General features: G+C 68.7%; 13 protein-coding genes and 1 pseudogene. 12 read left to right on the top strand and 2 right to left on the bottom strand.

Translation table 11 applies throughout. The features are described 5' to 3' along the window. Nucleotides 1-71 precede the first annotated feature (71 nt). The gene (locus tag AB0D99_RS12200) at nucleotides 72-935 is read left to right on the top strand and encodes an NAD(P)H-binding protein (RefSeq protein WP_362359379.1); all 864 of its coding nucleotides are present in this window, start codon (nucleotides 72-74) and stop codon (nucleotides 933-935) included. A 204-nt stretch (nucleotides 936-1,139) separates the two neighbouring features. Then, nucleotides 1,140-3,869: an aconitate hydratase AcnA gene (gene acnA, locus AB0D99_RS12195; protein WP_362359377.1), complete on the top strand. Its 2,730-nt coding sequence runs from the start codon at nucleotides 1,140-1,142 to the stop codon at nucleotides 3,867-3,869. Nucleotides 3,870-3,938: 69 nt separating this feature from the next. On the opposite strand, the gene AB0D99_RS12190 is transcribed toward acnA, so the two are convergent. After that, nucleotides 3,939-7,757 (bottom strand): GH92 family glycosyl hydrolase, encoded by a 3,819-nt coding sequence (locus AB0D99_RS12190; protein WP_362359375.1) that lies wholly within the window; start codon nucleotides 7,755-7,757, stop codon nucleotides 3,939-3,941. A gap of 380 nt (nucleotides 7,758-8,137) precedes the next feature. Between AB0D99_RS12190 and ngcE the strand changes: the two genes are divergently transcribed. The 10 genes from ngcE (at nucleotide 8,138) to AB0D99_RS12140 (ending at nucleotide 21,452) form a co-directional block, all read left to right on the top strand. Further along, complete coding sequence (gene ngcE / locus AB0D99_RS12185) at nucleotides 8,138-9,586, top strand: N-acetylglucosamine/diacetylchitobiose ABC transporter substrate-binding protein (RefSeq protein WP_362359373.1); 1,449 nt, start codon at nucleotides 8,138-8,140, stop codon at nucleotides 9,584-9,586. 115 nt (nucleotides 9,587-9,701) lie between these two features. Further along, nucleotides 9,702-10,631, top strand: a complete 930-nt coding sequence (locus AB0D99_RS12180; RefSeq protein WP_362359371.1) for a sugar ABC transporter permease — start codon at nucleotides 9,702-9,704, stop codon at nucleotides 10,629-10,631. A 160-nt stretch (nucleotides 10,632-10,791) separates the two neighbouring features. Further along, nucleotides 10,792-11,658, top strand: coding sequence for a carbohydrate ABC transporter permease (locus AB0D99_RS12175; protein WP_362359485.1), 867 nt, complete (start codon nucleotides 10,792-10,794; stop codon nucleotides 11,656-11,658). A gap of 397 nt (nucleotides 11,659-12,055) precedes the next feature. Continuing rightward, nucleotides 12,056-13,279: an ROK family transcriptional regulator gene (locus AB0D99_RS12170; RefSeq protein WP_362359369.1), complete on the top strand. Its 1,224-nt coding sequence runs from the start codon at nucleotides 12,056-12,058 to the stop codon at nucleotides 13,277-13,279. A gap of 122 nt (nucleotides 13,280-13,401) precedes the next feature. Then, entirely contained in the window at nucleotides 13,402-14,517 is a 1,116-nt protein-coding gene (locus AB0D99_RS12165) for a substrate-binding domain-containing protein (protein ID WP_362359367.1), read from the top strand. Nucleotides 14,518-14,697: 180 nt separating this feature from the next. After that, nucleotides 14,698-15,504 (top strand): ATP-binding cassette domain-containing protein, encoded by an 807-nt coding sequence (locus AB0D99_RS12160; protein ID WP_362359365.1) that lies wholly within the window; start codon nucleotides 14,698-14,700, stop codon nucleotides 15,502-15,504. Between the two features lie 110 nt (nucleotides 15,505-15,614). Next, nucleotides 15,615-16,886 (top strand): sugar ABC transporter permease, encoded by a 1,272-nt coding sequence (locus AB0D99_RS12155; RefSeq protein WP_362359482.1) that lies wholly within the window; start codon nucleotides 15,615-15,617, stop codon nucleotides 16,884-16,886. 206 nt (nucleotides 16,887-17,092) lie between these two features. Further along, a complete protein-coding gene (dxs, locus tag AB0D99_RS12150) occupies nucleotides 17,093-19,012 on the top strand; it encodes a 1-deoxy-D-xylulose-5-phosphate synthase (RefSeq protein ID WP_362359363.1) in 1,920 nt (639 codons plus the stop codon). A 187-nt stretch (nucleotides 19,013-19,199) separates the two neighbouring features. Further along, a complete protein-coding gene (locus AB0D99_RS12145; protein ID WP_362359361.1) occupies nucleotides 19,200-20,678 on the top strand; it encodes an amino acid permease in 1,479 nt (492 codons plus the stop codon). A gap of 156 nt (nucleotides 20,679-20,834) precedes the next feature. After that, entirely contained in the window at nucleotides 20,835-21,452 is a 618-nt protein-coding gene (locus AB0D99_RS12140) for a hypothetical protein (protein ID WP_362359359.1), read from the top strand. 140 nt (nucleotides 21,453-21,592) lie between these two features. Here AB0D99_RS12140 and AB0D99_RS12135 read toward each other — a convergent pair. Continuing rightward, a pseudogene (locus tag AB0D99_RS12135) lies at nucleotides 21,593-21,688 on the bottom strand (transposase); the annotation flags it as partial. Nucleotides 21,689-21,773 lie beyond the last annotated feature (85 nt).

The following is a 21,773-nucleotide window of genomic DNA, read 5'->3' as shown; positions in this document are numbered from 1 at the left end:
TAGACGCTGAGACATCGGAATGAGCCGACAGGCCATTCCACGGCTCAGGGGGGAGCGGTTTGACTCCTCCCATGACGATCAACAACGTGATCACGACGAACGACACGACGAAACCGGTCCTGGTCCTCGGCGGCACGGGCAAGACGGGCAGGCGCGTCGCCGCCCGCCTCCGGAGCCGCGGTCACGAGGTGCGCGCCGTCTCCCGCGGCGGGCCGGTCCGCTTCGACTGGACGGACGAGAGCACCTGGGAGCCGGTCCTCACGGGAGCCCGTGCCGCCTACCTCGTCGACTCGCAGCGCGCCGACGCCGGGACGTCGATGCGTGGCTTCGCGAAGCTCGCCGCCTCCCTGGGCGTGGAGCGCCTGGTGCTCCTGTCGCACAGCGACTGGGTGGCGCCGGAGGGAGAGGAGAAGCTGCCGTGCGAGCGCGCGGTGCGGGAGTCCGGCGCGCGCTGGACGATCCTGAAGCCCGCCTGGTTCGCGCAGAACTTCAGCGAGGACCCCTTCTTCCTGCGTCAGGTCCTCGACGGTGACGTGGTGAGCTCGACCGGCGAGGGCGTCGAGCCGTGGCTCGACGTGGAGGACATCGCCGACGTCGCGGTGGCGGCCCTGACCGAGGACGGCCACGACGAGCAGGCGTACGCGCTGTCCGGGCCGCGGCTGCTGAGCATGGCGGAGGCGGTCGGCGAGATCGCCCGCGCCACGGGCCGCGATGTCGTCCACCGGGCCGTGTCGCCGGCCGACTTCGCCGCCCACGCCGCGAGGCAGGGGGTGTCGGAGGAGCACGTGGAGCTGCTGAACATGCTCTACGGCTGGATCAGGGAAGGCCGCTTCGCCCGGCTCGGCGACGGCGTCCGGCGCGCGCTCGGCCGCGAACCGCGCGACTTCACCGACTATGTCCGGACAGCGGCTGCTACCGGGGTCTGGCTCGGCTGACCGGACGGACATCAGGATGATGCCCGTCACAGTCATGCCGGGCATGACCGGGCCGCGGTGATGCACTAGAGTTATCTCGACATCGAGATAACTGCTTACGGCGCACCGCGGCCGCCCACCCGGTAAGGGTTACCTAACTAAGTCTTACCTTAGCGGATCGGCGAGGAGTCGTGGCGGCAGCATGGCGGTAGTACGCGCACATTGATGAAGGAGACTGTCGTGTCGGCGAACAGCTTCGACGCCCGCAGCACGCTGCGCGTGGGCGACGAGTCGTACGAGATCTTCAAGCTGGACAAGGTCGAGGGCTCCGCGCGCCTTCCCTACAGCCTGAAGGTGCTTCTGGAGAACCTGCTCCGCACCGAGGACGGCGCGAACATCACCGCCGACCACATCCGGGCCCTCGGCACCTGGGACTCCCAGGCCCAGCCGAGCCAGGAGATCCAGTTCACGCCGGCGCGCGTGATCATGCAGGACTTCACCGGTGTGCCCTGTGTCGTCGACCTCGCCACCATGCGTGAGGCCGTCGCCGCGCTCGGCGGCGACCCGGCGAAGATCAACCCGCTCTCCCCGGCCGAGATGGTCATCGACCACTCCGTCATCGCCGACAAGTTCGGCACCAACGACGCCTTCGCGCAGAACGTCGAGCTGGAGTACGGCCGCAACAAGGAGCGCTACCAGTTCCTGCGCTGGGGCCAGACCGCCTTCGACGACTTCAAGGTCGTCCCCCCGGGCACCGGCATCGTCCACCAGGTCAACATCGAGCACCTGGCCCGCACGGTCATGGTCCGCAACGGCCAGGCGTACCCCGACACCCTCGTCGGCACCGACTCGCACACCACCATGGTCAACGGCCTCGGTGTGCTCGGCTGGGGCGTCGGCGGCATCGAGGCCGAGGCCGCCATGCTCGGCCAGCCGGTCTCCATGCTGATCCCGCGCGTCGTCGGCTTCAAGCTGACCGGCGAGCTGCCGACCGGCACCACCGCCACGGACCTGGTCCTCACGATCACCGAGATGCTGCGCAAGCACGGCGTCGTCGGCAAGTTCGTCGAGTTCTACGGTGAGGGCGTCGCCGCCACCTCTCTCGCGAACCGCGCCACCATCGGCAACATGTCCCCGGAGTTCGGCTCCACCGCCGCGGTCTTCCCGATCGACGACGAGACCCTGAACTACCTCAAGCTCACCGGCCGCTCCGAGCAGCAGGTCGCGCTCGTCGAGGCGTACGCCAAGGAGCAGGGCCTCTGGCTGGACCCGTCCGCCGAGCCCGACTTCTCCGAGAAGCTGGAGCTCGACCTCTCCACGGTCGTCCCCTCCATCGCCGGCCCGAAGCGCCCGCAGGACCGCATCATCCTGGCCAACGCCGCCCAGCAGTTCGCCCAGGACGTGCGCAACTACGTCTCCACCGCCGACGAGGCCGGCGAGGAGTCCTTCCCGGCCTCCGACGCCCCCGCCGTCAGCAACGGCGTCCCGTCGAACCCGGTCCAGGTGACCGCCCCCGACGGCAGCACCTACACGATCGACCACGGCGCCGTCACCGTCGCCGCGATCACCTCCTGCACCAACACCTCGAACCCGTACGTCATGGTCGCCGCCGCGCTCGTCGCGAAGAAGGCCGTGGAGAAGGGCCTGACCCGCAAGCCGTGGGTCAAGACCACCCTCGCCCCGGGCTCGAAGGTCGTCACCGACTACTTCGACAAGGCGGGTCTGACCCCCTACCTCGACAAGGTCGGCTTCAACCTCGTCGGCTACGGCTGCACCACCTGCATCGGCAACTCCGGCCCGCTGCCGGACGAGGTCTCCAAGGCGGTCAACGAGCACGACCTCGCGGTCACCTCGGTCCTCTCCGGCAACCGGAACTTCGAGGGCCGTATCAACCCCGACGTCAAGATGAACTACCTGGCCTCCCCGCCGCTGGTCGTCGCGTACGCCATCGCGGGCTCCATGAAGGTGGACATCACCAAGGACGCGCTCGGCACCGACACCGAGGGCAACCCGGTCTTCCTCAAGGACATCTGGCCGACCGAGGCCGAGGTCAACGACGTCGTCGCCAACGCCATCGGCGAGGACATGTTCTCCAAGTCCTACCAGGACGTCTTCGCGGGCGACGCCCAGTGGCAGGCGCTGTCCATCCCGACCGGCAACACCTTCGAGTGGGACGCCGAGTCCACCTACGTCCGCAAGCCCCCGTACTTCGAGGGCATGACGATGGAGACCACGCCGGTCACCGACATCACCGGCGCGCGCGTCCTGGCCAAGCTGGGCGACTCGGTCACCACCGACCACATCTCCCCGGCCGGTGCCATCAAGGCCGACACCCCCGCCGGCAAGTACCTCACCGAGCACGGTGTGGAGCGTCGTGACTTCAACTCCTACGGCTCGCGCCGAGGCAACCACGAGGTCATGATCCGCGGCACCTTCGCCAACATCCGCCTGCGCAACCAGATCGCGCCGGGCACCGAGGGCGGCTACACCCGCGACTTCACCCAGGCCGACGGCCCGGTGTCGTTCATCTACGACGCCTCGCAGAACTACCAGGCCGCCGGCACCCCGCTGGTCATCCTGGGCGGCAAGGAGTACGGCTCCGGCTCCTCCCGCGACTGGGCGGCCAAGGGCACCGCGCTCCTCGGCGTCAAGGCCGTCATCACCGAGTCGTACGAGCGCATCCACCGCTCGAACCTCATCGGCATGGGCGTCCTCCCGCTCCAGTTCCCGGCCGGCCAGTCGGCCGACTCGCTCGGCCTGACCGGCGAGGAGACCTTCTCCATCGCGGGCATCACCGAGCTGAACGAGGGCACCACCCCGAGCACGGTCAAGGTCACCACCGACACCGGTGTCGAGTTCGACGCGGTCGTCCGCATCGACACCCCCGGTGAGGCGGACTACTACCGCAACGGCGGCATCATGCAGTACGTGCTGCGCAACCTGATCCGCGGCTGACGGATCCGGTAGCAGCGAAGGGCCGCACCCCCCTCACGGGGAGTGCGGCCCTCTCGCGTCCGCGCCTCGCTAACCGAGCAGCTCGACCTCCGCGAGCGTGCCGGGCGCGGCGGCCACCAGCCGGTACTTCGCGTACGAACCGGGTGCGGCGACCGAGAAGACCCGGGTCTGCCGGTCCCAGGCGAAGGACTCGCCGGCACGCCGGTCCAGGTCCTTCCAGGTGGTGCCGTCGGCCGAGCCCTGCAGGACCCAGCCGGCCGGAGCCTTGTCCCGCACGGACGAGGTCAGCGTGTACTGGACCGCCCGGACCGGCTTCGCCACCGGCAGCTCCACCGTGGCGACGGCGCCCTCCGTGGCCGAGGTGTCGTCGAAGAGCGGCCCGGCGCCGGTGATCGCGTCCGTCCGGGGGGAGGGCGTCCCGCCCACCGGAGTGAGGGAGACCGGGCCGGCGTTCGCGCCCGTGCCCCATGCCGAGGGCCTCGGCCCCATCTCGAACCGCAGCGTGCCGCCCTCGGCGAGCAGCTCGTGCGGCAGCGCGGTGGAGTTCCACCGCTTGCCGTCGACGGTCACGCCCTGCACGTACAGGTTCTTCGCGCTGTTGCGCGGGGCCTCGACGACCAGCTTGCGGCCGTTGTCCATGCGGACCGTCACCTTGCTGAACAGCGGCGAGCCGATCGCGTACTCCCCGCTGCCCATCACCAGCGGGTAGAAGCCGAGCGCGGAGAAGAGGAACCAGGCGGACTGCTCGCCGTTGTCCTCGTCACCGTGGTAGCCCTGCCCGATCTCGCTGCCGGTGTACAGCCGCGACAGCACCTCGCGGACCTTCTCCTGCGTCTTCCAGGGCTGCCCGGCCGCGTTGTACATGTACGGGACGTGGTGGGCGACCTGGTTGGAGTGCCCGTACATGCCCATCCGGACGTCCCGCGCCTCGGTCATCTCGTGGATGACGCTGCCGTACGAGCCGACGAACTCGGGGCTCGCGGTCTCCGGGGTGGAGAAGTACGTGTCCAGCTTCTGCCCGAGGCCCTTGCGGCCGCCGTACAACTGGGCGAGCCCGCGCGAGTCCTGCGGGGCCGTGAAGGCGTACCCCCAGCCGTTCGTCTCGGTGTAGTCGTACCCCCAGATCCTCGGGTCGTACTGGGCCGAGGGAACCCGCCAGTCGCCCTTCAGGTCACGGCCCTGGAAGAAGCCCGCCTCGGAGTCGAAGAGGGAGACGTAGCTCTGCGCGCGGGAGAGGAAGTACGCCGCCTCCTCCTGGTACCGCTTCTTGCCGGTCTTCTTGTGCAGCGCCTGCGCCATCTTCGCGATGCCGTAGTCGTTGAGGTAGCCCTCCAGCGACCAGGACAGGCCCTCGTGGGTCTCCGTCGACGCGTAGCCGAGGAAGGGAGAGGTCTCCATGCCCTTGCGGCCCACGCCCCGGCTCGGCGGCACGACCGTCGCGTTCTTCAGCGCCGCCTCGTACGCCGCCTCGGCGTCGAAGTCCACGCCCTTCACGAACGCGTCGGCGAACGCGACGTCCGAGGAGGTGCCGGTCATCAGATCGGCGTAGCCGGGGGAGGACCAGCGGGAGATCCAGCCGCCGTCCTTGTACTGCTGCACGAAGCCGTCGACCAGCTCACCCGCCTTGTTCGGGGTGAGGAAGGAGTACGCCGGCCAGGTCGTGCGATAGGTGTCCCAGAAGCCGTTGTTGACGTACACCTCCCCGTCGACGATCTTCGCGCCGGTACGGGTCGGGGTGTCCGGGCCCGTCATGGGGGAGAAGGGGCTGGCGTACCGGTTCTTCCCGTCGACCTTCTCGAAACCGGAGTTGGGGTACAGGTAGAGCCGGTAGAGGCTGGAGTAGAGCGTCACCAGCTGGTCGTGGGTCGCGCCCTCGACCTCCACCCGCTCCAGGATCCGGTCCCAGGCGGCCTGCGCCCGCTCCCTGACCTGATCGAATCGGGTCCCCTCGCGGATCTCCGCGGCGAGGTTGGCCTTCGCCTGGTCCACGGAGATCAACGAGGTCGCGATCCTCAGGGTGACCGTGCGGTCGGCGCCCGCGTCGAAGCGGAGGTGGCCCTTCACACCTTGTGCGGAGGAGCCGGTGACCGGCGCGTCGAAGACGCCGTACACGAACATCCGGGTGGCGCCGGTCGAAAGGCCGCTCTTCACGTCGGAGAAGCCGGTGAAGGAGCTCGTCGCCGGGTCGAGGGTCAGTCCGCCCTCCTCGGTGACGTTGTCGAAGACGACGCTCGCGTCCTCACCCGGATAGGTGAAGCGCATCATCGCCGCGTGGTCCGTGGGGGTGATCTCGGCCTTCAGACCGTTCTCGAAGGTGACGCCGTACAGATGGGGCTTCGCCGTCTCCTTCTCGTGGCGGAAGGCGAGGGCACGCTCGACCCGGCCCGTCGCCGGAGTGCCGGCCGCCGCCGAGGGCATGACCTGGAAGGTCTGTCGGTCGCCCATCCAGGGACTCGGCTCGTGGCTGACGGCGAACGCCTGCACGGTCGGCAGGTTGTCCGCGTTGTTGGCGCGGGCGTACTCGTACAGCCAGCTCTTGGAGGCGGCGTTGGTGACCGGCGTCCAGAAGTTGAAGCCATGCGGGACAGCCGTCGCGGGGAAGGTGTTGCCGCGCGAGAACGAACCGCTGGAGTTGGTGCCACGGGTCGTGGAGGCGTAGTCCGAGAGCCGGTCGAGGCGCTTCTCGGGAGCCTTGGCCTTCAGCGCGATGTCGTCGATCCAGCCCTGGAACTTCGCCGGACCCTTGGGGGAGTCGTACGCCACCAGGATCCGGTCCACGGTCTTCCCCGCCGCGACCGCGCCGATCCGGGAGCTCACCTGGTTCCACTGGTTCACGTACAGCCGCTTGGCGTCGCCCTGGCCCTGCGGGGTCAGCAGCCCGCCGTGGGAGTCGACGGCCCGCAGATCACTCAGATAGGTGCCGTCGGTGAAGGCCAGGTCCACCGAGACGTGCGTGGCGGGGTAGGTGAGGTCCGTCTCCGGCAGGGACGGGAAGACCCGGTACGACAGCTCGGTGTCCCGGGCGATCCGGGTGTCCACGTCGAAGATCTTGTTGTACGAGTACGCCCGGCCGTCGGCCTTGTGGGTGCCGGCGTAGCGCAGCGCCCGCTTGCCGGTGAAGCCGGCGTTCGCCTTGGCGGTGGGGGAGCCGCCGGGGCCGCGGTCGACCTGGCTGCGCATCTCCTCGGGTACGGGGGTCGAGGTGTTCCCGTCGGAGAACTGGACGTCCGCCAGCTGGGTGAGGCCCGCGCCGCCGTTCTTGGTGATCTCCAGGCGGTAGTGGGCGTAGGCCGTGTCGTTCGCGAAGTCGAAGGTCCTCGTCTCGAAGCGCTTGGCGAAGGTCTGCCCCGCCCGGCTGTCGAGGACCTTCCACTCCTTGCCGTCCGCCGAGCCCTTGAGCGTCCAGTCCCGGGGGTCGCGCTCGGCGGCGTCGTTCGCCGAAGTCAGTGCGTACGTCACCACCTTGACCGGCGCGTCCAGGTCGAACTCGATCCAGGCGGTCGGCTCGAAGACCAGCCATTTCGTGCCGGACTGGAGGTCGACCAGGTTCTCCTTGGTCTCACCCGAGCCCGCGTTCTCGCCGCTGGCCCGCAGCTCCGTCACCCGGTCGGTGACATTGCCCGGTATTCCGCTCGCGAAGCCGCCGTCGACCCCTGATGTCCGCTTGGTGCCGTCCGCGCCGACCTCCACCGTGTTGCGCCATGTGGGTTGAGTTTCGTCGGCTTCGAAGGAGGTGGTGAACTCCTGTGCGCGTGTGTCCGTTTGGCCGGGAAGTGCCTGTGCCACCGAGGGCACCGAGCCCAGTACCAATGCCGACGCGGCCATCAGGGAGACGGCCGCGAGGGGGTGGTTTCTGGACCGTGAACGGGTGCGAATTCTGGGCTCCATGCCGTGTCGCCGCTCCTGCCACTGGATCTAGACAACGTTGTCATCCGAATGAAGCACATCCAGTAGGGGGCCAAGTGGCCGATGGTGTCAAGGGTGTTGACGACAAGTCGGGGGATGAAACGGTACAGATACAGCGGGGGTATCCCCGAGGTCTCAACTCGGGAAAGACTGCCGCTCAAACCTGCTTTCGATCTTGCTCAGTCGAAGGGAAGTGGACTATACCTGTCGGCGTCCAGCCCGTCGTCCCACACACGCGACGGCACGACGCCTGTACGACCCAAGCTGCATTCGAATGCGGTGGCGGGGCCCTTCGCCTTGGCGAGCAGATAACGGGCGACCGGTACACCGCCTGAGTCCTGAATGAAGGCGAGGACTTGAGCATGGGATCCACCTCCGCGCACAACCACGAAGGCCCCGGCCGCCGCGATCTGATCAAGCGCTCCGCCGCTCTCGGTCTGCTCTCGGTGCCGACGATGAGCTTCCTCTCCGCCTGTGCCAGCGGCGGCACCGCCGAGGGCGGGGGCAAGGTCGAGAAGGGGACCAAGACCGAGAAGAACCCGCTCGGTGTCAACGAGTCGGCCCCGCTCGACTTCGTCCTCTTCGACGGCGGCTTCGGCCAGCAGTACGCCAAGGACGCGGTGAAGATCTACGAGGGCACGTATCCGAAGGCCAAGGTCAAGTTCACCGCCACCCAGAAGATCACCACCGAGCTGCAGCCGCGGTTCAACGGCGGCAACCCGCCGGACCTCATCGACAACTCCGGCGCCGAGCAGATGGACATGGGCGTCCTCGTCGGCCAGAAGCAGCTGGCCGACCTCACCGCGCTGCTCGACGCCGCGTCGATCGACGACCCGAGCAAGAAGGTCCGCGACACCCTGCGCCCGGGCATCGTGGAGATGGGCCAGTTCGACGGCGCCCCGGTCTGGATCCTCTACTACGCCTACACGGTCTACGGCGTCTGGTACTCCCAGAAGCTGCTGGACTCGCTCGACGCGAAGTACCCCGAGACCTGGGACGAGATGCTCGCGGTCTGCGAGAAGGCCAAGAAGAAGGGCATCGCGGGCTGGACGTACGCCGGCAAGCACCCCTACTACGTCCCCTTCTCGCTCTACCCGATGATCGGCAAGGTCGGTGGCCGCGAGGTCCTCGACGCCATCGACAACCTGGAGCCGAAGGCCTGGGAGCACCCGGCCGTCAAGACCTGCTTCGAGGCGTACTACGAGCTCCAGCGCAAGGGCTACATCCTCCAGGGCACCCCGGGCCTGGACCACATCCAGTCGCAGACGGCCTGGACCGAGGGCAAGGCGCTCTTCATCCCGAACGGCTCGTGGGTGGAGAACGAGGCGGCGAAGACCATGCCCGCCGACTTCAACCTCGCCGTCTCCGCCCCGACCGGCATCGACTCCTCCGACAAGATGCCGTTCGGTACGATCTGGGCCTCCGGCGGCGAGCCCTTCATCGTCCCGGCCAAGGCGAAGAACATCGAGGGCGGCATGGAGCAGCTGCGCATCATGCTCAGCGAGGCCTCCTCGAAGAACTTCACCAAGTCCGTGAAGTCGCTGACCGCGTTCAACGGCGGCACCGACGGCATCGAGCTGACCCCGGGTCTGAAGTCCGGTGTCGCGGCCCTCGACAAGGCCGGACAGAACGTCGTCAACCCGCGTCTGCAGGACTGGTACGTGGCGCTGCAGAAGGAGAAGATCGGCGTCGCCGGCATCGGCGAGATGATGGCCGGCCGGGCGACCCCGGCCGAGACGATCAAGAAGATCCAGAAGTTCGCCGACGAGGCGGCCAAGGACTCCTCCATCAAGCACTACAAGCACCAGTGAGCTGTGCCGGGGCCCCTTCCCGCCGACCGGGAGCGGGCCCCGGCTCCTTGCGTACGGCACTCACCGCACGCACGGCACCAGCGGCTACTCCGCGGGAAGATCGGGGTCGGTAGGAATGCAACACGGCAAGTACCGTTTCATCGTGGGGTTCCTGGCGGTTCCCCTGGCCATGTACGCGTTGTTCGTCATCTGGCCCTTCATCCAGTCCATCTACTACTCGTTCACGGACTGGAGCGGTCTCAGCCCCGAATTCCGGATGGTCGGTTTCGACAACTACAGCCGGATGCTCGACGACGAGGTGTTCTGGAAGTCGCTCCAGCACAGCCTGACCTTCGCGGTCGTGCTGCCGCTGGTCACCGTCGGCCTGGCGCTGTTCTTCGCGTTCATGCTCAATGTCGGCGGTCGGCGTCGCCGGGGAGCGGCCGTGGCCGGTGTGCGCGGCTCGTCCTTCTACAAGATCGTGTACTTCTTCCCGCAGGTGCTGTCCATCGCGATCGTGGCGCTCCTCTTCCAGTTCGCGTACAACCCCAACAGCGGCGCCATCAACTCGGTCCTCAAGGGGGTCGGACTCGGCAGCGTCCAGCCCGACTGGCTGGGCGACCCGAACCTGGCCCTGATCTGTGTGATGGTCGTCCTCGTCTGGTCCACGGTCGGCTTCTTCGTGGTCCTCTTCTCGGCGGGCATGGCCTCCATCCCGAAGGACTTCTACGAGGCGGCGCTCCTCGACGGCGCCAACCGCTTCACCACCTTCTTCAAGATCACGCTGCCGCTGCTCTGGGACACCGTGCAGTCCGGCTGGATCTACATGGGCATCCTGGCGCTCGGCGCCGAGTCCTTCGCGGTGGTCCAGATCATGACGGTCGGCCCCAACGGCGGCGGACCGGACTACTCCACCATCGTGATGCCGCTGTACGTGTACCAGAAGGCCTTCCGCGACGGTCAGGCCGCGTACGCGACCACGATCGGTGTCGCGCTGCTCGTCGTCACCCTGCTCTTCGCGGCGGTCGTGATGCGGTTCGGCCGGCGCGAGCGGCTGGAGTACTGATGCGGTGTCTTCCCGGGGGACAGCCCCCGGACCCCCAGCAGGAAAGCAGCTCGGTCGCGGTGGCCGGCACGACAGCACGAGGTGACCTCCGGTGAAAGCCATCGACACCCCTCCGGCCGGCGCGGCGCTGCCCGAGCCGCCCGAGCCCGGCGTCACGCAGGTGACGAAGCGCGCGCTCCCGGCTCCCCGCACGGAGAAGAGGGAGGGCGCGGTCCTCAACGTCTTCTCCCACGGCATCCTGATCATCTGGGCGATCATGGTGGTCATGCCGCTGCTCTGGGCGGTGATGACCTCCTTCAAGACCGACCGGGCGATCTTCACCTCGCCGTGGTCGTTGCCCGACAAGCTGCACTTCGAGAACTGGTCGCGCGCCTGGACCGAGGCGCACATGAGCGACTACTTCCTGAACACCATCCTGGTGGTGGGCGGATCGCTGATCGGGACGCTCCTCTTCGGCTCGATGGCGGCCTACGTGCTGGCCCGCTTCGAGTTCCCCGGCAACCGCTTCATCTACTTCCTCTTCATCGGCGGGATGAGCTTCCCGATCATCCTGGCGCTCGTGCCGCTCTTCTACGTGCTGCAGAACATGGCCCTGCTCAACACGCTGCACGGCCTGATCCTGGTCTACATCGCGTACTCGCTGCCCTTCACGGTCTTCTTCCTGACCGCGTTCTTCCGCACGCTGCCGACCTCGGTGGCGGAGGCGGCCTTCATGGACGGCGCCTCGCACACCCGGACCTTCTTCCAGGTGATGCTGCCGATGGCCAAGCCCGGCCTCATCAGCGTCGGCATCTTCAACTTCCTGGGCCAGTGGAACCAGTACCTGCTGCCCACCGTGCTCAACACCGAACAGGACCAGAAGGTGCTCTCGCAGGGCCTGGTCCAGCTCGCGGTCAGCCAGGGGTACAAGGGTGACTGGTCGGGTCTGTTCGCCGGCCTGGTGATGGCGATGCTCCCCGTCCTCGCCGCGTACATCGTCTTCCAGCGTCAGGTGGTCGCCGGACTGACGGCAGGCGCCGTGAAGTAACGGTCCCGTACACCTTCGAGGGCGGCCCCGAGCAGGGGCCGCCCTTCTGCGCATCATCTTCACGCCCCGGCCGTGATGCGGGATGATCGAGGAGACGGCGGCATCGCCGCGGGGCGGCGCTGGGCGCCCGTACCCACCGTGACCTGCGTGTTCACCTGCGGAGCCGGATGCCGAGGGCGCCGCCCGGAGCGTCGGTGTCCGCCCGTCCCGGCCGGAAGGGGTGGGTGTGCGCGCGGGGCTCATCCGAGCAGCCTCTGACTCAAGGTCTTGACGAGCGACCACCCCGAAGGCTCAGCTTAGAGTTCACAAGTTGGAGAAGCAGCCGGGGTCTCCATGGCATGGCCCCGGTCGGGGGCGGCGGACACGCCGTCCATCGCAGGCGGGAGTGGATGAGTCGATGGAGACTCCGGGGTCGCAGACATCTCTGCACAGGGCCAATCTCGAACGGGTGGTCCGTGCGGTACGCATGGCCGGCTCGCTCACCCAGGCGGAGATCGCCCGAGCGACCGGGCTGTCCGCCGCCACGGTCTCCAACATCGTGCGGGAGCTGAAGGACGGCGGGACCGTCGAGGTCACCCCCACCTCCGCCGGCGGGCGCCGGGCCCGCAGCGTCTCGCTCTCGGGCGACGCGGGCATCGTCATCGGCGTCGACTTCGGCCATACGCACCTGCGGGTCGCCGTCGGCAACCTCGCCCACCAGGTCCTCGCCGAGGAGTCCGAGCCGCTGGACGTCGACGCCTCCGCCGCGGAGGGCTTCGACCGGGCGGAACGGCTGGTCACCCGGCTGATCCAGGCCACCGGAATCGGCCGGGACAAGGTCGTCGGCGTCGGCCTCGGCGTACCGGGTCCGATCGACGTCTCCTCCGGCACGCTCGGCTCCACCTCGATCCTGCCGGGCTGGAGCGGGATCAATCCGGCGGACGAGCTCTCCGGCCGGCTCGGCGTGCCCGTGTACGTCGACAACGACGCCAATCTCGGCGCGCTCGGCGAGCTCGTCTGGGGCAGCGGGCGCGGGGTCAAGGACCTGGCGTACATCAAGGTCGCCAGCGGCGTCGGAGCGGGCCTCGTCATCGACGGACGGGTCTATCGAGGCCCCGGAGGCACCGCGGGCGAGATCGGGCACATCACGATCGACGAGTCGGGCCCTGTCTGCCGCTGCGGCAACCGGGGCTGTCTGGAGACCTTCACCGCCGCCCGGTACGTCCTGCCGCTGCTCCAGCCCGGCCACGGCCCCGATCTGACGATGGAACGGGTCGTCCAGCTGGCGCGCGAGGGCGACCCGGGCTGCCGGCGCGTGATCGCCGACGTGGGCCGCCACATCGGCAGCGGTGTCGCCAACCTGTGCAACCTGCTGAACCCCAGCCGGGTGGTCCTCGGGGGCGACCTCGCGGAGGCCGGTGAGCTGGTGCTCGCGCCGATCCGCGACTCCGTCTCGCGCTACGCGATCCCCAGCGCCGCGCGCCAGCTGTCGCTGGCTCCCGGGGCGCTCGGCGGACGGGCCGAAGTGCTGGGCGCGCTGGCGCTCGCGCTGAGTGAAATGGGCGATTCGACCCTGTTGGAGGGGGCCCTTCCCGGGGCCGCTCCCGCGGCCGCCCCGGCCTCGGTCCATGCCTTCACTTAGATAACGGATGGCACCGTTGTCATCTCGTTAAGGATTTACTCCTTGACGCCGGGGTTGCGGCCGAGTTGACTTCCAGCCACCTCGGCCGCAAAGTCGCGGCCTCGTCAGGGAGGCAACCCCACATGAACGCAATGACGCGTCGCGTCGTCATAGGCACGGCCGCGGTTTCCATGGCCCTCTCCCTCGCCGCCTGTGGCAAGGCGGGCGACAGCGGCTCGGGTTCGGGCGACGGCGCCGCTGGGAGCGGCGGCGACGGCAAGACCATCGGTCTGCTGCTGCCGGAGAACAAGACCACGCGTTACGAGACCTTCGACCGCCCCATCATCGAGGCGAAGATCAAGGCGCTCTGCTCGGACTGCGAGGTCAAGTACAACAACGCCGCGCAGGACACCGAGACGCAGAAGAAGCAGTTCGACGCGCTGGTGACGCAGGGCGTGAAGGTCATCATCCTGGACTCGGTCGACTACAAGGCCACCAAGTCCTGGGTCCAGCAGGCCAAGGAGCAGGGCGTCGCGGTCGTGGCCTACGACCGCCTGGCCGAGGGTCCGATCTCCGCCTACGTCTCGTACGACAACGAGAAGATCGGCCGCCTCCAGGGCGAGGGCCTCGTGAAGGCGCTCGGCGACAAGGCCAAGGACGCCAACGTTGTCATGATCAACGGCTCGCCGACCGACCCGAACGCCCCGCTGTTCAAGAAGGGCGCCCACAGCGTCCTGGACACCGGCGTCAAGAAGGTCGTCTACGAGCAGGACATCCCGGACTGGTCCCCGGACGAGGCCAACAAGAAGATGGGTGCCGCCATCGACTCGCTGGGCAAGGACGGCTTCCAGGGCGTCTACTCGGCCAACGACGGCATGGCCGGCGGCATCATCACCGCCCTCGCCAAGCAGGGCATCAAGGTCCCGGTCGGCGGCCAGGACGCCGAGCTCGCGGGTCTGCAGCGCATCCTGAAGGGCGACCAGGCCTTCACGATCTACAAGCAGATCAAGCCGGAGGCCGAGACCACCGCCGAGATCGCGGTCCGCCTCCTCAAGGGCGAGAAGATCGACGACCTGGTTCCCACCAAGGTCACCAGCCTGACCGGTGAGTTCAAGGACATCCCGGCGAAGCTGTACGACGCGCAGGTCGTCACCAAGGGCGACATCGCCGGAACGATCATCAAGGACGGCGTCTACAAGGCCGCCGACATCTGCACCGCCGAGTACAAGGCGGCCTGCGAGGCGGCGGGCATCAAGTAACACCCGCTGCCGGTACGGCCCTTCGGACCCACTGACCTCCCACCGAAGCGGCCCCCGGTCCGGTCCGGCGCACCCCGCCCCGTTCAACGCCCCGCAAGCGGGGGCGGGGCGCCGGACTCCTCTCACAGCCCCCTCTGTGCTCTTCGCACCACCATCCCCGCCGGTCAGGCGGCGAAGGAGATGATTCACGTGTCCGCTACGCCCGTGCTGGCGTTGCGCGGAGTCTCCAAGCGGTTCGGCGCCGTCCAGGTGCTCACCGACGTAGAACTGGAGATCCACGCCGGTGAGGTCGTCGCCCTGGTCGGCGACAACGGAGCCGGCAAGTCGACCCTCGTCAAGACGATCTCGGGCGTCCACCCGATCGACGAGGGCGTGATCGAGTGGGACGGCAGCCCCGTCCAGATCACCAAGCCCCACGACGCCCAGAACCTCGGAGTCGCCACCGTCTACCAGGACCTGGCGCTCTGCGACAACCTCGACGTCGTCGCCAACCTCTTCCTCGGCAGCGAGCTCCGCTCCGCGTCCGTCCTGGACGAGATCGCGATGGAGAAGCGCGCCAAGGAGCTCCTGGACACGCTGTCCATCCGCATCCCGTCGGTCCGCATCCCCGTCGCGGCGCTCTCCGGCGGTCAGCGCCAGGTCGTGGCCATCGCCCGCGCCCTGATCGGCGACCCCAAGATCGTCATCCTGGACGAGCCCACCGCCGCCCTCGGCGTCGAGCAGACCGCACAGGTGCTCGACCTCGTGGAGCGACTGCGCGAGCGCGGCCACGGAGTCATCCTCATCAGCCACAACATGGCCGACGTCCGCGCCGTCGCGGACAAGGTCGCGGTCCTCCGCCTGGGCCGCAACAACGGTGTCTTCGACGTGAAGGACACCAGCCACGAGACGATCATCGCCGCCATCACCGGTGCCACGGACAACGCCGTGACCCGTCGGCAGGCCCGTACGGCCTCGGCCACGGCCACGAAGGAGGACGCCAAGTGAGCGACCTCGCCAAGACCCCCGAGACGCCCGAGGCGGCCGGCACCGCGGCGGCCGAGGCCACGGGCACCACCGCCCCCGAGGCCGCGAGCACCCCGGCTCCCGAGGCCGCCGTGCCCGCCCAGGCCGCCCCCGTCGAGGGCTCCGCGGCCCCGATCCCCGCCGTCGACCCGCGCCTGCTCGTCCGCGAGCAGGGCATCAAGGGCTACTGGACCGAGTTCAACCGCAAGATCCGCGGCGGAGAGCTCGGCTCCCTCCCCGTCGTCCTGGGCCTGATCGTCATCGCGATCGTCTTCCAGGTCCAGAACGGCAACTTCCTCTCCGCGAGCTCCGTCGCCAACATCGCGGTCTACTCCTCCGGCCTCGGCATCATGGCCGTCGGCATCGTCTTCGTCCTCATCCTGGGCGAGATCGACCTGTCGATGGGCTCGGTCGCCGGTGTCGGCGCCGCCGTCTGGGCCGTGCTCAGCGTCACCAACGGCATGAACGACCTGCTCTCGGTCGTCGTCGCCGTCGCCTCCGGCCTCCTCATCGGCCTGCTCCACGGCTTCTTCTTCGCCAAGATCGGCGTCCCGGCCTTCGTGGTCACCCTGGCCGGCTTCCTCGGCTGGTCCGGCCTGCAGATCTGGCTGATGGGCAAGGAGGGGTCGATCAACGCCCCCACCGGCTCGATCGTGGAGAACCTCACGGCGTACTACTTCGAGGACAAGGCCGCCGCGTACGGTCTCGCCCTGGTCGCGGTCCTCGCCTACGCCGGCTCGCTGCTCCTCGACGCCAGGCGCCGCAAGGCCGCGGCGCTGCCGTCCCGCCCCACCAGCGAGATCGTGCTCCGCACGGCCGTGGTCGCGGTCCTCTGCTTCGTCGTCGCGTACGTCCTGAACGAGCCCCAGGGCGCCCGCGGCCTGCCGCTCGCCCTGGTCCTCTTCCTCGCCGTCCTGGTGATCGCGGACTTCGTCGCCCGCCGCACCCTCTTCGGCCGCAAGGTCTTCGCGGTCGGCGGCAACGCCGAGGCCGCCCGCCGCGCGGGCATCAACGTCGACCGGATCCGGATCCTGGTCTTCGGCCTCTCCGGAATGCTCGCCGCCTTCGGCGGCCTCTTCGTGGCCAGCCTCTCCGGCGGCGCCACCAAGAGCCTCGGCAGCGGCAACACGCTGATGCTGGTCATCGCGGCGGCCGTCATCGGCGGAACCAGCCTCTTCGGCGGCCGCGGCAAGGTCTGGTCGGCACTCCTGGGAATGATCGTCATCCAGTCGATCCAGCAGGGCCTGAACATGATCGGAATGGCCAACGAGATCCAGTTCATGATCACCGGCGCGGTGCTCCTCGCCGCGGTCGTGATCGACTCGGTCTCGCGCAGGACCCAGAAGACAGCGGGCCGCGCGTAGCCTCTGTTACGTACTGCACAGTGCTCGGCGCCGGAGAACCGGCGCCGGGCACTGCTGCGTCTGGCCCTGTGCACCGCCCGTAGGCTCAGCGGTGTGTCGGCCACAAGCGTGACGCGAACCCCGCCGCCCGATGACCACGGTCGGGGGCGGAACATTAGACTCGACAAATCGGCAAGCTCGACCAGCTCAATGGCAAGGAGGCACGGGTGGCATTGCTGACCCGTATCAGGGGACCGCGCGATCTGGACCGGCTCTCCCCGGAACAGCTGGACCAGCTGGCCGCGGAGATCAGGACGTTTCTCGTGGACGCCGTCTCCAAGACCGGCGGCCACCTCGGCCCCAACCTCGGCGTGGTCGAGCTGACCATCGCCCTGCACCGGGTGTTCGACTCCCCGAAGGACAAGGTCCTCTGGGACACCGGCCACCAGAGCTACGTCCACAAGCTCCTCACCGGGCGCCAGGACTTCTCGAAGCTCAAGATGAAGGGCGGCCTGTCCGGCTACCCCGCGCAGGCCGAGTCCGAGCACGACGTGATCGAGAACTCGCACGCCTCGACCGTCCTCGGCTGGGCCGACGGCCTCGCCAAGGCCAACGAGGTCCTGCGGAAGGACGACCACGTCGTCGCCGTGATCGGCGACGGAGCCCTGACGGGCGGCATGGCCTGGGAGGCGCTGAACAACATCGCCGCCGCCAAGGACCGCCCGCTGGTCATCGTCGTCAACGACAACGAGCGCTCCTACGCGCCCACGATCGGCGGCCTCGCCAACCACCTGGCCACGCTCCGCACCACCGACGGCTACGAGCGCTTCCTCGCCCGCGGCAAGGACATCCTGGAGCGCACCCCCGTCGTCGGGAAGCCGCTCTACGAGACCCTGCACGGCGCCAAGAAGGGCCTGAAGGACTTCATCGCCCCGCAGGGCATGTTCGAGGACCTCGGTCTGAAGTACGTCGGCCCCATCGACGGCCACGACATCGAGGCCCTGGAGTCCGCCCTGACGCGCGCCAAGCGCTTCGGCGGCCCGGTGATCGTCCACTGCCTCACGGAGAAGGGCCGCGGCTACCAGCCGGCCCTCCAGGACGAGGCCGACCGCTTCCACGCCGTCGGCAAGATCCACCCCGACACCGGCCTGCCGATCTCCTCCTCGGGAGCCGACTGGACCGGCGTCTTCGCCCAGGAGATGGTCGAGCTCGGCAAGGAGCGCGAGGACATCGTCGCGATCACCGCGGCCATGCTCCAGCCCGTCGGCCTGGACAAGTTCGCCAAGGAGTTCCCCGAGCGCGTCTACGACGTCGGCATCGCCGAGCAGCACGCCGCCGTCTCCGCCGCCGGCCTCGCCACCGGAGGACTCCACCCCGTCTTCGCGGTGTACGCGACCTTCCTCAACCGCGCCTTCGACCAGGTCCTGATGGACGTCGCGCTGCACAAGTGCGGTGTGACCTTCGTCCTGGACCGGGCCGGCATCACGGGCACCGACGGCGCCTCCCACAACGGCATGTGGGACATGTCGATCCTCCAGGTCGTCCCCGGCCTGCGGCTCGCCGCCCCGCGCGACGCGGACCAGGTCCGTGCCCAGCTGCGCGAGGCCGTCGAGGTCACCGACGCGCCGACCGTCGTCCGCTTCTCCAAGGGCGCCGTCGGCCCCGCCGTACCGGCCCTGCGCCGTGTCGGCGGCATGGACGTGCTCCGCGAGCCGGGCACGGACACCCCCGACGTCCTCCTGGTCTCCGTCGGCGCGCTCGCGCCGATGTGCCTGGAGATCGCCGACCTGCTCGACAAGCAGGGCATCACCACCACCGTCGTCGACCCCCGCTGGGTCAAGCCGGTCGACGAGGCGCTCGCCCCGCTGGCCGAGCGGCACCGCGTCGTCGTCACCGTGGAGGACAACAGCCGGGTCGGCGGTGTCGGTTCGGCCGTCGCCCAGGCCCTGCGCGACGCCGGGGTGGACGTACCCCTGCGCGACTTCGGCATCCCGCCGCGCTTCCTCGACCACGCGTCGCGCGCCGAGGTCATGGCCGAGATCGGCCTGACCGCGCCGGACATCGCCCGCCAGGTCACCGGCCTCGTCGCGCGCCTGGACGGCCTCACCGAGGACAGCGGCAAGGCCGTGGAGCCCGCCCGCGACTGACCACCGTCACCGCGCGTCACCATTGGGCCGGTCGGACCACCCCACGAGGTGTTCGACCGGCCCATTCGTGTGAACTCCGTTCCCTCGACAGGCGCCGACGCGCCCGGGTCTCGATCATGGGTGCTGGGACTGACGGCACGGAGGTACGAAGGTGAGTACGGACCAGCAGCCAAGCAGGTCGTCCGGAATGTTCCGGACGAAGACGGTCGAGCAGTCGATCCGGGACACCGAGGAGCCCGAGCACGCGCTCAAGAAATCGCTCTCCGCCTGGGACCTGATGGTCTTCGGCGTCGGCGTCATCATCGGCACCGGCATCTTCGTGCTCACCGGCAAGGTGGCCAAGGAGAACGCGGGGCCCGCCACCGCGCTGGCCTTCATCGCGGCAGGCATCGTCTGCGCCCTCGCGGCGCTGTGCTACGCGGAGTTCGCCTCGACGGTGCCCGTCGCCGGTTCGGCCTACACCTTCGCGTACGCCTCCATCGGCGAACTCCCGGCCTGGATCATCGGCTGGGACCTCGTCCTGGAGTTCGCGCTCGGCACGGCCGTCGTCGCGGTGGGCTGGTCCGGCTACGTACGCTCCCTGATGGACAACGTGGACTGGCACCTACCAGCCGCGCTGGAAGGGCCTGACGCGCCGGGCGGCACCTTCGACATCCTGGCCTTCCTCCTGGTCCTCGTGCTGACCGTGGTCCTCGTCCTCGGCATGAAGCTGTCCGCCCGCATCACGGCGCTCGTCGTGGCCATCAAGGTCACGGTCGTCATGATCGTGATCATCGCGGGTCTCTTCTTCATCGTCGGCGACAACTACGACCCGTTCATTCCTCCCGCGGTCACCCCGGAGGGCGGCGGCTCCGCATGGGACGCCCCGCTGGTTCAGACGATCTTCGGGTACGAGGCCACCAACTTCGGCGTCATGGGCATCTTCACCGCCGCCTCCGTCGTCTTCTTCGCCTTCATCGGCTTCGACGTGGTGGCCACCGCCGCCGAGGAGACCAAGCTTCCGCAGCGCGACATGCCCCGCGGCATCCTGGGCTCGCTCTTCATCTGCACCGTGCTCTACGTCGCCGTGGCGCTGGTCGTGACCGGCATGCAGCACTACTCCGAACTGTCGGTCAGCGCACCGCTCGCCGACGCCTTCAAGGCGGTCGGACATCCCTTCTACGCCGGTGTGATCAGCTTCGGCGCCGCCGTCGGCCTCACGACGGTCTGCCTGATCCTGCTGCTCGGCCAGACCCGGGTGTTCTTCGCGATGAGCCGTGACGGGCTGCTGCCGCGGTTCTTCTCCGTCACGCACCCGCGCTTCAAGACGCCCTACCGGCCGACCATCCTGCTCGGCGTGATCATCGCGATCGTGGCCGGCTTCACCAGCATCAACGAGCTGGCGACCCTGGTGAACATCGGCACGCTCTTCGCCTTCGTCGTCGTCGCCTTCGGCGTGATCGTGCTGCGCCGCACCCGCCCCGACCTGCACAGGGCCTTCCGCACGCCGTGGGTGCCGGTGCTCCCCATCCTGTCCATCGCCGCCTCGCTCTGGCTGATGCTCAACCTGCCCGGCGAGACCTGGTTCCGCTTCGCGGTCTGGATGGCCCTCGGCGTCATCGTCTACTTCCTGTACGGCCGCTCCCACAGCCGCCTGGGCCAGGCGGGCCGGGACGCGCAGTACTAGACCGTGTTGCTTGTCGGCGACGGCTCGGACCGCGTGGTCGGGGCCGTCGCCCTGTTGTCGGCCGACGCGGGTTCCGGCTCGGGCGGGGGGCGTCGGATCACGTCCGGGGGAGAGTAATGCCTGGCCCGGTGGAGTCCGGCCCGGCATCATCGCGGCATGGGCAAGGACATCTGGGGCTTCATCGAGTGCCACCGTGACTATCGAGACCATGAGGCAGACTCGTTCTGGCACGCCACCATCGACCTGGACCACCTCAAAGTGCCGCGGAACTACGACGCCTTCGGCTGTCTGTTCGGCGTCTGTGACAACGAGCAGTTCGTGCCCGTGGCCCCTGTCCGTGGGCTGCCGGCCGATGTGTCGAACCGTGTTCGGGACGGCCAGGAGACGACAGCCGGGCGAAGTGCGAGCTGGGTCAGCTGGGCAGAGATCAAGCGGGTCGACTGGGATGAGGAGTCCGCCGAGCCGGATGCCTGCATCCGCGAGTACTACCGTGATCAGCGAGGCGACTGGCAGTTTCTCCAGCGGCACCACTCCGCTCCCCAGCAATTCGTCGACCTCTGCGGACAGCCGGCTCATATCGCGGTCCGGCCCAGGAAGAACTTCCCGGAAGGCTCCCAGTGGATCGATGGAGACCAGATGTTCCGCGTTGAGCGCCTCAGGCGCCGCGACGCCGTGCCGGACCATGAGTGGGGCCCGGTCTGGACCGTCATGCGTACCCTCGCCGACCTGCACGGCGACGACGACGTCAGGCTGGTCGTCTGGTTCGACGACTGACGTCGCCTTCCGCCAAGAGCACGCGCGGGGTTGTACGGGTCGACCGTGAGCACGAGGCACTCGCAAGCGCGGCAGCACCCGAAGACCTTCTCCCCGGTCCCGTCGGAGGCCCACTTCCGCGGCCGGTCGTGGGCGCCCTTCCACGAGCCGAAGCACTCGGGCAGGTCCATCCACGGCGTCCCGGTGCGGTACGTGAACGCGACCGCGTCGATCGCCTGCCGGTGATCACGCCACACCCCGCCGAGGTGTCCGGTCCGGCAGCAACGGCTCGATCCTCGCCCACTGGGCAGCAGTCAACGACACACATCGCCCAGCGATCGG

This window comes from Streptomyces sp. NPDC047971 (assembly GCF_040653355.1).
Taxonomy (GTDB): Bacteria; Actinomycetota; Actinomycetes; order Streptomycetales; family Streptomycetaceae; genus Streptomyces.
Note: the sequence above shows the minus strand (reverse complement) of the source record. Positions and strands in the feature narration are given on the sequence as shown.

Coding starts and splice junctions, on each gene's coding strand:
- AB0D99_RS12200 (WP_362359379.1), top strand. CDS start 72: ATGACGATCAACAACGTGATCACGACGAACGACACGACGAAACCGGTC.
- acnA (WP_362359377.1), top strand. CDS start 1,140: ATGAAGGAGACTGTCGTGTCGGCGAACAGCTTCGACGCCCGCAGCACG.
- AB0D99_RS12190 (WP_362359375.1), bottom strand. CDS start 7,757: ATGGAGCCCAGAATTCGCACCCGTTCACGGTCCAGAAACCACCCCCTC.
- ngcE (WP_362359373.1), top strand. CDS start 8,138: ATGGGATCCACCTCCGCGCACAACCACGAAGGCCCCGGCCGCCGCGAT.
- AB0D99_RS12180 (WP_362359371.1), top strand. CDS start 9,702: ATGCAACACGGCAAGTACCGTTTCATCGTGGGGTTCCTGGCGGTTCCC.
- AB0D99_RS12170 (WP_362359369.1), top strand. CDS start 12,056: ATGGAGACTCCGGGGTCGCAGACATCTCTGCACAGGGCCAATCTCGAA.
- AB0D99_RS12165 (WP_362359367.1), top strand. CDS start 13,402: ATGAACGCAATGACGCGTCGCGTCGTCATAGGCACGGCCGCGGTTTCC.
- AB0D99_RS12160 (WP_362359365.1), top strand. CDS start 14,698: ATGATTCACGTGTCCGCTACGCCCGTGCTGGCGTTGCGCGGAGTCTCC.
- AB0D99_RS12145 (WP_362359361.1), top strand. CDS start 19,200: ATGTTCCGGACGAAGACGGTCGAGCAGTCGATCCGGGACACCGAGGAG.
- AB0D99_RS12140 (WP_362359359.1), top strand. CDS start 20,835: ATGGGCAAGGACATCTGGGGCTTCATCGAGTGCCACCGTGACTATCGA.